Below are 12111 nucleotides of genomic sequence, written 5' to 3'. Positions count from 1 at the left end.
GTGCGCTGTCGAGGAAAAAGCAGAAGGCCCGGAGTTCCGAGGAACTCCGGGCCTTCTGTGAAGCGGATGCTTACCAGCTCGACTTGGTCACGCCGGGCAGCTCGCCACGGTGCGCCATGTCACGGAAGCGGACACGCGAGATGCCGAACTTCGTGAGGACACCGCGGGGGCGGCCGTCGATGACGTCGCGCGAGCGCAGGCGGACCGGCGACGCGTTGCGGGGCAGCTTCTGCAGGCCCACGCGGGCGGCTTCGCGCTCCTCGTCGGTCGACGTCGGCGAAACGAGCGCCTTCTTCAGCTCAAGGCGCTTGGCGGCGTAGCGGTCGACGACCTCCTGGCGCTGCTTGTTGCGCGCGATCTTGCTCTTCTTAGCCATGGATCAACGCTCCTCTCGGAAATCGACGTGCTTGCGGATGACCGGGTCGTACTTCTTGAGCACGATGCGGTCGGGGTTGTTGCGGCGGTTCTTGCGCGTGACGTAGGTGTAACCCGTGCCCGCGGTCGAACGCAGCTTGATGATCGGACGGACGTCCTGTGCCTTCTTGGCCATTAGAGCTTCACACCCTTCGCCTGGAGGTCACGCACGACCGCCTCGATGCCGCGAGCGTCGATGACCTTGATGCCCTTGGCCGAAACGTTCAGCTTGATGTTGCGACCCAGCGACGGAACGAAGTAGGTCTTCTTCTGCACGTTCGGGTCGAAGCGGCGCTTCGTCCGGCGGTGCGAGTGCGAGATGTTGTGACCGAAGCCGGGAACTGCTCCAGTCACCTGGCACACTGCTGCCATAGTGATGTCTCCTTAGTACCGTGAGGCCGGACGGCCTCACCCAAGATCCCTTGTCTGCACCCCGCGCCCGACCCGGCCGGTGAAGGCCCGCGATCTGGTGTGGGATACGTACTGCGTGCTGGAGGCGCGCAGACAAAGAGTCAGTCTAGCACGGACGGCGTGTCGGACTTGACGCGGCCCGGTCCGCCCTCCACGCGTCGCGCTTGCGCGGCGAGGAGTCCAGGCACCGCTATATTCCGGGGCAGGAATCTCTCCTTGCAACTGGTCCAATGCGAACGGCTCGCAGCGGCGAGGAGCCTGTGCGTGTCTACAAATTCTCGCGCGTGCCGTGGATCCCGGTGGACCATGTTCGTCATTCCGGGGAGAGGGGATGGACATGAGCGAATCACACGATGAGGCCCGGCTGTGGCCGGCGTCGCCCTTCGATCTCGCTGACGCGCACCGGTGCCCGGCGTGCTTCACCGCTGTCACCGCGTCGGTGTGCACCTCGTGCGGCTTGACGCTGACCGACCCGCGCGCGCCGCGCCTGCTGGAGGTCGGCCGCCAGATGCTCGGTCTCGAGCTCTCGCGCCAGCAGCTCATCGACACGATCCGCCTCGCGCATCCCGTTGAGATGGAGATGGATGCTGCGCCCGCGACTGCGGCCGCAGCGCAGGCGCTCGTCGCGGCCGACGCCGCCGCGGTGCATCTGGCGCCCGCGGCCGAGACGCTGGTCGCGGCACCGCCGATAGGCTCCGTCGCGGTCGTCGCCGAGCCCGCGGACCTGACGTCCCTCGCCGCGCCCGAGATCGTGGTGCCCCCGAAGCCACCTGCGCCCGCCCCGGTCGTACCGGTCGCGCCGGTCGCGCCTCCCGCCGCGTCTGTGCCGCAGGGGCCCGGGCCTTCGGCGCCCGTCGCTGTCGCGGCATCCGCTCCCCGCCGCAGGCTGACCGTTCCGGTGCTGCTGCTGATCGTGGGCGTCTCGCTGGTCGGCGTCGCTGCCGTGTTCTTCCTGCTGCTGGCCTGGTTCTACGCCGACATCGGCGTGCGCGCGCTCATCATCGGCGGCATCACGCTCGCGACGATCGCCCTGGCGTCGTGGCTGCGCCGCCGCGATCTGGGGGCGACGGCCGAGGCGATCGGCGTGCTCGGGGTGGGACTGCTCGCGCTCGACGCGTGGGCGGTGCGGGCCAACGACCTCTTCGGCACGGGCGCGACCGATGCCGCGCTGTACGCGGGGGTGGCTGCGCTCATCGTCGCGGTGATCTGCCGCCTGTGGGCGCGGGTGTCGCACCTGCGCGGACCCGACCTCGCCGCCTCGCTGGCCCTGCCCGCAGGCCTCGGACTCCTCGTCGGCGGGCTGACGTCGCTGCCGCCCGCCGAAGCGGTGACGGCCGGCCTGCTCGGCGCCGCCGCGGGCGGTCTCGTGCACGCGCTCCCTGCCCCGTTCTCGTCGGCGCGGCGCGGCCGCGACGTCGTCGCCGAGCGCCTGGTGCTGGCCGTCAGCGGGGTGGCCGCCCTGGTCGCGGCCGGGCTCACCGCGGCGTTCCTCACGGGGGAGGCGATCCCGGTCGTCGTGTGGTCGAGCATCGGGCTCGTCGTGCTCGGCCTCGCGCACGCATGGCTCGCGCACCGTCCGGTCGACGGGATTCGGGTGCCCGCGGCTGCCCTCATCTCGGGCGTCGGCTCGGTCGTCGCGGCGGCCGCCGCGGGCCTCGCTGGCTGGCAGCTCGCGCTGCGCAGCGACCTGCCGGTATACGGCGTGCTCGTCGCGCCGGTGCTGGCGGTGCTCGTCGCAGTCGCCGTCGACGTCGCGCGCACCCGCCGCGGCACGCCCGCCTGGGTGCCCGCGGGGATCGCGTCCGCCGCCATCGCGGCGCTGTCGGTGCTCGGTGTGGTGCTCGGATGGGGCGTGGGGGCCGTCACCGCGATCAGCGCCTCGTGGACGGCGTGGCGCACCGATGCCTTCGCCCTGCCGGTCACGGCACCCGATCTGCCGCTGCTCGCGGTGATCTCGGCGGCGCTCATCGCGGGTCTGCTCTTCGCCGCGCCCACACTCGCGCGGCCGGTGCCGCGTCAGATCGTGCCGATCGTCGCGACGATCCTGCTGCTGGTCGCGGGCATGCGCACCGCCGTGCCCGCCGTGCTCGTCGGGATCGCGGTCGCGCTGGTCGTGGCCGCGGTCGTCGTGGCCGGGCTCCTGCACAGCCGCGAGCGGCGTCGCGCCGCCGGAGGCGCCGCGGGAGTCGTGCCCACGCGCCTGCCCGAGCGCGGCACTCCCGTCGGGTACCTCGTCGCGGGGGGACTCGCCGCGGCGACCGCCTACGTCGGCGGCGTCGCCACCTCGTGGCTGTGGCTCGTCGGGATCGGCGTCGCGATGGCGTACCCGATCGCCCTGCGGATCGTGCTGCGCCCGACCGGCGTCGCCGCGGTCGCTGCCGCGGTGGCGCCTGTCGCCGTCGCCGCTCTGTCGACCCTCTTCGCCCCGGGCGCCCTCGCCGCGCTGACGGGCCTGACGGGCGACGCGGCCGCCGTCACCACGACGCTGGTGGAGTGGGTGGCCCTCGCAACCCTCGTCGCGGCGATCGCGCTGCCGCTGGAGCGTGCGAGCCGCGTCGCGCTGGCCGTCGCCGCCGAGGTGCTCGCGGCACTCGGCCTCCTCGGAGCGTTCACCGCCGTGGCGGTGCCGGGCCTCGAGGCGTCGGAGAACCCGCTGCTGACCGCGATCGGCGACCCCGGACTCGGCATCGTCGGCGGCGCGCTGCTGCTCGCGGGCCTCACGATCGTGGCGTTCGGGCTCACCCGCATCGGCGGGGTGCCGGCGATCCTGGCCGCGGCCCTGTCGGCACCGGTGGCCGCCGCGACGGTCTACGACGTGCTCGGCGCCCTCACGCTGCGCGACGCGGACTGGGCGCCGCTCGCCCTCACCGCCGCCGCGGTCTTCGTGCCGCTGGTCGCGGCGACGACCGCGTTCCGCACCGGCGCTGAGGCTCCGCCTGCCGCCGTGTCGCAGTGGCCGGCTGACATGGCTCCCGCGCCGTCGCGGCCCCGACCGGGGGACCGGGCACTCCGCCGCCTCGCGGCCGACCTCGGCGCGGCCCTCACCGTGCTCGTCGTGGTGTGGCCGGTCACCCCCGAGTTCGCGTGGGCGGCACTCGGGCTCGTCGCACTCGGCTTCGCCGCAGCATCCCTCTCCCGCGGGTGGGTGGGAGTGCGCGCGGCCGACATCGCCGACGATCGCTTCGCGACGAAGCGCGACGGGATGCTGCTCCTCGACGCCCCGCGCCGCCTGCTGGCCTGGCCGGCCGTCGTCGCGGCGATCGTGGCGTGGTGGTCGTGGCTCGACGCCGGCACCCCCGACACGTCCTACACGGTGGAGTCGTACGTCGTGCCGTCGGCGGTCGTGCTGGTGGTCTTCGCGGCGCTCCTCGTCCGGCTGCGTCGTCGCGTCGAGGCGAGCGTCGCGCTGGGCGCCGGGCTCGCGCTCGGACTGTGGGTGCCCGCGGTCGAGGGATGGACGGGCGAGGCCCTCCGCGGCGTGGTCGTCGCCCTCGTCGCCGTGGCGGTGAGCCTGGCGCTGTCGTTCACGCCGGTGCGCAGCATCCGTCCCGCCGCTCCCCTCGGCGCCGCGGTCGCCGTGATCGCGGTCGGGCTCGTCGCGGTCGAGCGCGCCTTCGAAGGACCGGACTGGCAGGTGCTCTGGCTCGTGCTGCTGGTCGCCGTCGGGTACGCGTCGGGCTGGGGGACGACGCTGGCCCGGCCGAGCCGGGTGTCGTCGCGCCTCTACGCGCTGGTCGTCCCTCCGGCGACGCTCATCGCCGCCGTCGTCGCGATCGTGCCGGTGGCCGACGAGCCGCGCATCCTCGCCGGCACGATCATCATGCTCGCGGCGCTGCACCTCGCCGCCGCGGGCGTCGACCGCCTGCCGCTCACCGGCACCACGCGCTGGATCTCGCTCGCGGGCGCCTTCGCCGTCGGCGTCGCGGGGTGGTTCCTGGGTGCCGCGACCGAGGTCGAGGCGGTGTCACTCCCGGTCGCTGCGATGTGCCTCATCGGCGCGGTGCTCGGCATGCTGCGCCGCCGGCGGGCAGGCGAGGTCTGGCCCGCCGGCGAGGGCCCGGCGTGGATCGTGGGCGTCGTGCTCGCCTCGGCGCCGAGCCTGCTCGCCGCCGCAGAGCCGGCACGGGTCTGGGCGTACGTGGTGCTCGCGCTCGTGGCCGCGCTCGGCGTGGCCGCGGTGCGGGAGCCCGCGCGCGAGGTGCGGGGCGAACCAACGCGGGCACGGGTCGCGGTGGCACCGGCCGCTGCGGCGCCGGCTGCGGCTCCTGCGTCGGCCGCAGGCGTCGGCGTGCCGCCCATCCCGCCCGGGCCGTTCGCGACGGGCACTGCGGCCCCACAGTTCTCGTCCGTGCCGCCGGCGTACGGCCCGCCGGCCGGCCCCGCGGCCGCGGAGGCCGCACCGCGGACGCCGAGGTTCGTCGACGTGTGGTCGCTCCGCACGCCGACCGCGATGCTGCTCGGCGTCGCCGCCGTCGTGATGGCGCTGCGGGGACTGGTGCTGTGGGGGTTCGCGGGCGACACCGTCGTCGCGATCGTGACGGCGCTGGGCGTCGTCGCCGTCGCGGTCCTGCTGGTCGCGCGCGGGTCGACGGGCGGCACCGCCGCCGCGACCCTGGCCGGCGTGGGGACGGCGCTGCTGGTCGCGATGTCGTTCACGCGCCCCGAGGCCGGCCTCGCGCTCACGACCGTGACCGCCGTCATCGGCGGCGCGCTCGGGGTCGCCGGCGCCTCGGTGCTCGGCCTGCGGCGCTGGGTGCCGCTCGGCGGTGTGCTCGCCGTGGGCGGCCTCGTCGTGGCGGTGGTCGCGTGCGGCGCGCGCTTCCTCCAGATCGCTCCGGCCGGCGGTCTCGAGCCCGACCTGTGGGCGGTCGCCGGGGCCGGCATCGCCGCGGCCATCGCCCTCGCGGCGCTCCGCGCGACGCCGTCTCGGGCGGTCGGCCTCACCGCCGGCGCGGGCTTCGCGGTCGCCGCGGTGCTGTTCGCCCTCGCCGAGCTGCAGCTGCTGCTCGTGCAGCAGAGCGGCGATGAGCTGCGCACGGCGGCGGTGATGACGGCGCTGACCGCGGCCACCGTCGTCGGCACCACAGCACGCGCCCGGCTGGGCCTCGCCCTCGCCATCGCGGCCGCTCTCGCGGGCGCCGGCTTCGGCATCCTGGCACTCACCGCCGGTGATGTGAGCCCGGTCGAGCTGGTCACGGTGCCGCCCGCGCTCGGCGGCATCGCGTACGGCGTGCGCACCCTCCGCCTCCGACCGGCGTCGCGCACGTGGCCGACGCTCGGCCCGTGGCTGGCGCTGCTCACGGTGCCGTCGCTGCTGCACGACTTCGGCGGATCGGCGATCTCGGGCGCCCCGGACGAAGCCTGGCTCGGTGGCCCCGAGCTCTGGCGCATCGTCTCGCTCGGCGTCGTGGCGATCGCGATGGTCGTGATCGGCGCGGTCTACCGGCTGCAGGCGCCGCTGGTGCTCGGTTCGGCGGTGCTGATCGTGCACGCCGTCGCGCAGCTCTGGCCGTGGATCTCGACCGCCTACGTCGCGGTGCCGTGGTGGCTGTGGCTCGGCCTCGGCGGCGCGCTGCTCATCTTCATGGCCGCGCGCTACGAGAAGAACATGAAGGCGCTGCGCACGTCCGTCGTCGCGGTCACGTCGCTGCGCTGACCTCGCGGGCGCCGCGGCCCCAGCGGAAGGGCGACACGGTCGGGTCGCCGGGGATCCAGTAGCGCCACGGGAACACGGCGGTCCCCGCGACCCCGGCCACCCCGACGCGCGGGCCCGACGCGACCTCGGCGAGCGGGTCGGCGAGCAGCTCGAGCCGCGCCACGGCGCCGTGCAGAGGCTCCCCGGTGATCGCGTCGATGCCGTCATGGAGTCGATGCTTCAGCCCCACCGCATCGCCGAGCCGGCCGGGTCCGCGCGCCAGGTCGCGCGGTGTGCGAGCCGCCGGTCGGCGGCGGGTCGCAGCATCCACCCCCTCCAGCACCTGCCCCGCCCGCAGCAGCACACCGCCGGCGACCCCCTCGGGACCGCACACGACGTTCACGCAGGAGTGGATGCCGTGGCTGAGGTACACGTACAGGTGCCCGGGCTCGCCCCACATCGTGGCGTTGCGCGCGGTCGGGCCCATGCGGGCGTGCGAGCCCGGATCGGGCACCGGACCGGTGCCGCGGCCGTGGTACGCCTCGACCTCGGTGAGCCGCACGGCCACCGCCTCGCCCTCGACCACCGTCGTGAGCCGGGCGCCGAGCAGGCGCGGTGCGACGTCGGCCGGAAGGCCCTGCAGGTCGGCTCGCGTCGCCGCACGCCACAGGTCCCGCGCCATGGGCCGAGTCTACGTCCGCGCGTCCGCGCGACGTGCGCGTGGGCGCTCCCGGTCGAGCGCTACTGTTCCCGCATGGGGAAGTGGTTCGTGCTCATCCTGCTGAGCGTCTCGCAGTTCATCATGGTGCTCGACAGCACGGTCATGAACGTCTCGATCTCGACCGTCGCGCACGACCTCGGCACCGACATCTCGGGCATGCAGGCCGCGATCACGTTCTACGCGCTCACGATGGCGGCGTTCATGCTCACCGGCGGCAAGCTCGGCGACCGCTGGGGTCGCAGCATGGCCTTCCGCATCGGGTCGGTCGTCTACGGCATCGGCTCGCTGACCACCGCGCTCGCGCCGAACCTCACGGTCCTCATGCTCGGCTGGTCGCTCGTCGAGGGTCTCGGCGCGGTGCTCGTCATCCCGGCGATCGCCGCCCTCGCGGCGATCAACTACACCGGACGCGAGCGCGTCATCGCCTTCGCCGTGCTCGGCGCAGTCACCGGCGGCGCCGCGGCGGCCGGACCGCTCATCGGCGGTCTGGTCACGACGTACTCGTCGTGGCGGTACGTCTTCGTCGCCGAGGCGGTCGTCATGACCCTCGTGCTCATCGTGTCGGGCCGCATCAAGGACGTGCCCGGCGACCGCAAGCTCCGCATCGACCTGCTCAGCGTCGTGCTCTCGGCCCTGGGCCTCGGCCTGCTGGTCTACGGCATCCTGCAGTCCAAGACGTGGGGCTGGTTCCAGCCGCTCGACCCGCCGGTCATCAACGGTCAGCCGTTCGCCCCGCTCGGCATCTCGCCCGTCGCCTACCTGATCCTGCTGTCGCTCGTCGTGCTGTGGCTGTTCGTGAAGCGGCAGCAGCGGCTGGAGCGCAGCGGCCGCGTGCCGCTCCTCAAGGTCAGCCTGCTGCGCAACACGGCGCTGCGCAGCGGACTCACGATGTTCATGGCGCAGTACTTCGCGATCGCCGCGCTGTTCTTCGTCGTGCCGGTGTACCTGCAGACCATCCTCGGCTACGACGCCCTGCAGACGGGCCTCAAGATCCTGCCGCTGTCGCTCGGGCTCATCCTGTTCTCGATCCTCGGCTCGCGGCTGTCGACCGTCCGCTCGGCCCAGAACATCGGCCGTATCGGACAGCTCACGCTGGGCCTCGGCGTGCTCGTGGTGTTCCTGGCCGTGCAGCCCGAGCTCGCCGACTTCGCCTTCGCGGCCGGCATGTTCGTGGTCGGCGCCGGCTTCGGCCTGCTCGCCTCGCAGCTCGGCAACGTCAACATGTCGGCGGTGTCGCAGTCCGACACGTCCGAGGTCGGCGGCCTCCAGGGCACTTTCCAGAACCTCGGATCGTCGTTCGGCACGGCGATCGTCGGCTCGGTGTTCATCCTGCTGCTCACCTCGGGGTTCACCAGCGCCGTCGAGCAGAGCACGACGATCCCCGCCGACATCCAGCAGCAGGTCGTCGCCACCGCGTCGAAGGGCGCGCCGATCATCTCGCAGCAGCAGGCCGAGGATCTGCTGACGGATGCCGGCGCCGACCCCGAGTCCGCCACCGAGATCGCCCAGCTCTACGCCGACACCCAGGTCGAGTCGCTGCGCCAGTCGCTGTTCTTCGTCTTCGCCCTCACGATGCTCGGCCTCATGCTGTCGAGCGGGCTGCCGTCGAAGTTCCCGGTTCCCGCCGCCTCGGGAACGAAACCGGACGCCGGGGACGAGGCATCCACCCGTCCGTCCTGATCAGGGTCGCCGCGGGCTCAGCGGGGCGGCACCTGGCACCACGAGATCGAGGCGCCGTTGAGGGCGACGACGGGATCGCCGTCGGCCACCTCGAGGACGCGCGTCTCGGGGCGCGTCGGCAGCGGGTGCTGGTAGGTGTCGTACGAGTTCGTCACCGCGTTCGGCGCCAGCAGCACCGCGAGGTAACGGGCGCTCGGCGACACGCAGACCTGGATGACGGCGTCGGTGTCGGCGATCTCGGTGAGCATGGTCGTCGCGCCGTCCGCATCGACGTGGGCGACCGACGTGCGGCCGGTGGGCACGCCGTCGGCGCCGATCACCGCGGCCGTGCGGATCGTGGAGCCATCGGGGAGCGGCGTGACCGACGTCGTGCCGCCGAGGTCGATGTCGGGCGCGATGAGGTCGGCCTCGCTCGCGTCCGTGAGGTCGATCACGGTCGCCCGATCCGGCCGATCGACCACGGCCTCGCTCGAGCCGCGCGCGATGCCCTCGATCGTCATCGCGTCGCCGAGCGCGGTCGGCGCGCCGCCCGAACGGCTCGACCCCGTGAGCAGCAGCGACCCGTCGAACGAGAGCAGCAGGATGCTGTCGGTGTCGGGCACGAACCGCCACTCGGCGACGCGCGGGTCGGCGCCCTCGACCTCGATCGCCGTCGGCTCGGCGGTCGGGTCGCTCAGCGACGCGGTGTAGAGCCGGCTCTCGCGGCCGGAATCGGCGGTGAGGGCGGCATCCGAGAAGGTGTAGCCGATGCGCTCACCGCGGTCGGCGGTCTGCAGGTTCGACACGAACCCGTCGCCGGGGAGCGGCAGCTCGTGCGCGTTCTCGCCGTCGAGGTCGGTCACGATGAGCCCGGCCTGGTCGTCGTCGGTGCGCACCGAGACGACGAGGTGCTGCCCCGTCGCGCGGAAGTCCTCGATGTGCGCGTGCCGGAACACGGGCACCGCGTTCTGCCCGGTGAGGTCGGTGCGGTAGATGAGATCGCCCGAGTTCGTCCCGCGCTGCATCAGGTACACCTGGGCCGGCGGCGTCCGGAACGTCTGGGTGACCGTCGCGGTCGGCCCGCCGCCGAGCGATGCCACGTCGTCGATCGTGACGGTGTACTCGGTGTCGTCCCACAGCGGCAGGGTGAACCGCACGCCGACGCTGCGGCCCGACGTGTCGACGGCGAACGGCGTCGCGGGGGTGATCGTCACCTGCGACGGGTCGACTTCGGCGAGCGACTGCGTGGTCGTCACGATGAGACGAGCACCGGATGCTGCGGCCGCCGCCTCCGGATCCACGACGGCGTCGGTCACCCGCGGTCCCTGCGCGATGCTCGCGGCCGCGCCGGCGAGCCCGAACACGGCGAGGACGCCGACCACGATCGCGAAGGCCCCGACGAACGCGCGGCCCCGACGACGCCGGGACCGCGAGCGTCGACTGCGCTCGTCAGTACTCATACGGGTCCTCGGGCTCGGCGATCTTCTCGACCTCGGCCGCGTCGACGACGAGCTTGCCGTCCGACGACGAGCGCACGGTGCCCGTGATCGAGACCCACTGCCCCGTGTCGGGCGTGGACTCACCGGCGACGATCGGCAGGCTCGCCGGCTGCGCGTCGATGACGCAGTGCGTGATGACGAGGCGCGTGAGGTCGAACGCACCGTCGTCGCCCGGCGTCACGAACCCGGTGAGCTCGACCGTCTCGCCGTCGAAGGCGTCGGGGTTCGTCGCCGTGGCGAACACCGTCGCCCATTCGCCGACCCCGAACGAGGCGGTGTCGCCGGTTGAGGCGAGCTGGATCGTATCGGCCCCGCCGAACAGCGGCGTCGCGCCGACGTCGCGCGACATGGCGAGTTCGGCGCTGAGCGAGGCCGGCGGGAGGACGAGCGTGAGGACGACGACACCGGATGCTGCGACCCCGCCGACGACCGTCGCCGCGACCGCGAGCGGGTGCGGCGTGTAGTGGTCGGTGTCGTGATCGTGGCCGGGCGCCTCGTCGCGCTCGACGACGGACAGCGTGGGGACGGGGGCATCGCCGTGGTCGTGGCCGTGGTCGGCCTCGGCGCCGAGCGGGAGCGCGAACGACGCGACAGCGCCGACCAGCAGCACCACCGACATCGCGACCGCGAACCACGCGCTCTCGGGGTTCATGTACAGCCCGATGCGGCCGGTCGCCACGAGCGAGATCGTGACCACCGACAGTCCTGCGGCGAGCCCGACCCCGAGCCACCGCGTGCCGACGAACCGCGTCTTAGACAAGGAGGTTCACCGCCGTCCCGATGACGAACGCCGCCAGCACCACCACGACGCCGATGCCGCCGAGGGTGCGCCACGTGAAGGTGGTGCGCAGCAGCGCGATCATCTTGATGTCGATGATCGGGCCCACCAGCAGGAACGCCACGATCGAGCCGGGCGTGAAGGTCGAGGCGAACGACAGCGCGAAGAACGCGTCGATGTTCGAGCACAGCGACACTACGATCGCGAGCGCCATCATCGCCACGATCGACAGCGCCGGGTTCGAGCCGATCGCGAGGAGCGCGTCGCGCGGGATCAGCACCTGCACGGCGCCGGCGAGCGCCGAGCCGATGACGAGCGCCGGCATCACCGCGCGCAGCTCGATGACGAACTGCGCGAGCGTGCGCCGCCACTTGCCGCCCGGCTCGTGGATCACGAGCTCGCACGTGTCGCGGAACCGGTCGGTGAGCAGGGCGTCAGGAGACGGATGCCGCGAATACAGCCATCCGATGAGGTTGGCGATCGCGTACCCGCCGAGGAGGCGCGCGATGAGGATGCCGTCGCTGAAGCCGAACGCCTGATGCGTCGTGATGATGACGATGGGGTTCACGATCGGCGCCGCGATGAGGAACGTCATCGTCTCGGGCACCGAGAATCCGCGCATCAGGAGGCCGCGCGCGAACGGGACGTTGCCGCACTCGCACACCGGCACCAGCATGCCGAGGAGGGACAGCACCGCGCGTCGCGCCCACGCGCGCCGCGGCATCCATCGCTCGATGACACCCGGCGGCACCCACACCTGCACGACGATCGACAGCACGACGCCGAGGGCGACGAACGGCAGCGACTCGATGAGCACGCTGATCGCGAGTGTCAGGCCGTCCTGCGCGCGGGTCGGCAGCGACGCCGGGAACAGGGTCGGCGCGAGCCAGTCGATCAGGAAGAGGCCGGCGAGGAGGGCGACGCCCACACCGAGCCACAGGAACGCGCGCGCCTGCGCAGTGGGCTGGGGCGCAGCATCCACCGTTCCGTGACG

Annotated in this window: 9 protein-coding genes; 2 read left to right on the top strand and 7 right to left on the bottom strand. The window is 73.1% G+C overall.

Features of this window, described 5'->3' with window-relative positions:
• Positions 1–70: 70 nt before the first annotated feature.
• Genes rpsN through rpmB form a run of 3 tightly spaced genes read right to left on the bottom strand, consistent with a single transcriptional unit; the run spans position 71 to position 786 of the window.
• Positions 71–376, bottom strand: a complete 306-nt coding sequence (rpsN, locus tag ACFC1I_RS07580) for a 30S ribosomal protein S14 (protein WP_018173549.1) — start codon at positions 374–376, stop codon at positions 71–73.
• A gap of 3 nt (positions 377–379) precedes the next feature.
• The gene (gene rpmG / locus ACFC1I_RS07575; RefSeq protein WP_018173550.1) at positions 380–550 is read right to left on the bottom strand and encodes a 50S ribosomal protein L33; all 171 of its coding nucleotides are present in this window, start codon (positions 548–550) and stop codon (positions 380–382) included.
• On the bottom strand, positions 550–786 hold the full coding sequence (gene rpmB, locus ACFC1I_RS07570; RefSeq protein WP_013584774.1) for a 50S ribosomal protein L28: 237 nt from the start codon (positions 784–786) through the stop codon (positions 550–552). The genes rpmG and rpmB overlap by 1 nt, the downstream gene beginning before the upstream one ends.
• Before the next feature lie 376 nt (positions 787–1162).
• Between rpmB and ACFC1I_RS07565 the strand changes: the two genes are divergently transcribed.
• A complete protein-coding gene (locus tag ACFC1I_RS07565) occupies positions 1163–6481 on the top strand; it encodes an SCO7613 C-terminal domain-containing membrane protein (RefSeq protein WP_376007573.1) in 5319 nt (1772 codons plus the stop codon).
• Here the strand turns inward: ACFC1I_RS07565 and ACFC1I_RS07560 are convergent.
• Positions 6465–7142 (bottom strand): DNA-3-methyladenine glycosylase, encoded by a 678-nt coding sequence (locus ACFC1I_RS07560; protein ID WP_376007571.1) that lies wholly within the window; start codon positions 7140–7142, stop codon positions 6465–6467. The two genes, ACFC1I_RS07565 and ACFC1I_RS07560, sit on opposite strands and share 17 nt — an antisense overlap.
• A 72-nt stretch (positions 7143–7214) precedes the next feature.
• Here ACFC1I_RS07560 and ACFC1I_RS07555 point away from each other — a divergent pair, with 72 nt between their 5' ends.
• On the top strand, positions 7215–8861 hold the full coding sequence (locus tag ACFC1I_RS07555; RefSeq protein ID WP_376007569.1) for an MFS transporter: 1647 nt from the start codon (positions 7215–7217) through the stop codon (positions 8859–8861).
• Positions 8862–8878: 17 nt separating this feature from the next.
• On the opposite strand, the gene ACFC1I_RS07550 is transcribed toward ACFC1I_RS07555, so the two are convergent.
• Genes ACFC1I_RS07550 through ACFC1I_RS07540 form a run of 3 tightly spaced genes read right to left on the bottom strand, consistent with a single transcriptional unit; the run spans position 8879 to position 12099 of the window.
• A complete protein-coding gene (locus tag ACFC1I_RS07550; RefSeq protein WP_376007567.1) occupies positions 8879–10300 on the bottom strand; it encodes a hypothetical protein in 1422 nt (473 codons plus the stop codon).
• Positions 10290–11099, bottom strand: a complete 810-nt coding sequence (locus ACFC1I_RS07545; protein ID WP_376007565.1) for a TIGR03943 family putative permease subunit — start codon at positions 11097–11099, stop codon at positions 10290–10292. Before ACFC1I_RS07545 ends, ACFC1I_RS07550 begins: the two co-directional genes overlap by 11 nt.
• A complete protein-coding gene (locus ACFC1I_RS07540) occupies positions 11092–12099 on the bottom strand; it encodes a permease (protein ID WP_376008023.1) in 1008 nt (335 codons plus the stop codon). The genes ACFC1I_RS07545 and ACFC1I_RS07540 overlap by 8 nt, the downstream gene beginning before the upstream one ends.
• Positions 12100–12111: the final 12 nt, after the last annotated feature.

Origin of the sequence: Microbacterium sp. NPDC056044 (genome assembly GCF_042267145.1) — a bacterium.
Lineage (GTDB): Bacteria > Actinomycetota > Actinomycetes > Actinomycetales > Microbacteriaceae > Microbacterium.
The sequence above is the reverse complement of the archived record's forward strand: the minus strand, read 5'-3'. Positions and strand labels throughout refer to the sequence as shown.

What these genes read in the sequence shown, in the direction of transcription:
- rpsN (WP_018173549.1), bottom strand. Translation starts at nt 376, where the DNA reads ATGGCTAAGAAGAGCAAGATCGCGCGCAACAAGCAGCGCCAGGAGGTC.
- ACFC1I_RS07565 (WP_376007573.1), top strand. Translation starts at nt 1,163, where the DNA reads ATGAGCGAATCACACGATGAGGCCCGGCTGTGGCCGGCGTCGCCCTTC.
- ACFC1I_RS07560 (WP_376007571.1), bottom strand. Translation starts at nt 7,142, where the DNA reads ATGGCGCGGGACCTGTGGCGTGCGGCGACGCGAGCCGACCTGCAGGGC.
- rpmB (WP_013584774.1), bottom strand. Translation starts at nt 786, where the DNA reads ATGGCAGCAGTGTGCCAGGTGACTGGAGCAGTTCCCGGCTTCGGTCAC.
- ACFC1I_RS07555 (WP_376007569.1), top strand. Translation starts at nt 7,215, where the DNA reads ATGGGGAAGTGGTTCGTGCTCATCCTGCTGAGCGTCTCGCAGTTCATC.
- ACFC1I_RS07550 (WP_376007567.1), bottom strand. Translation starts at nt 10,300, where the DNA reads ATGAGTACTGACGAGCGCAGTCGACGCTCGCGGTCCCGGCGTCGTCGG.
- rpmG (WP_018173550.1), bottom strand. Translation starts at nt 550, where the DNA reads ATGGCCAAGAAGGCACAGGACGTCCGTCCGATCATCAAGCTGCGTTCG.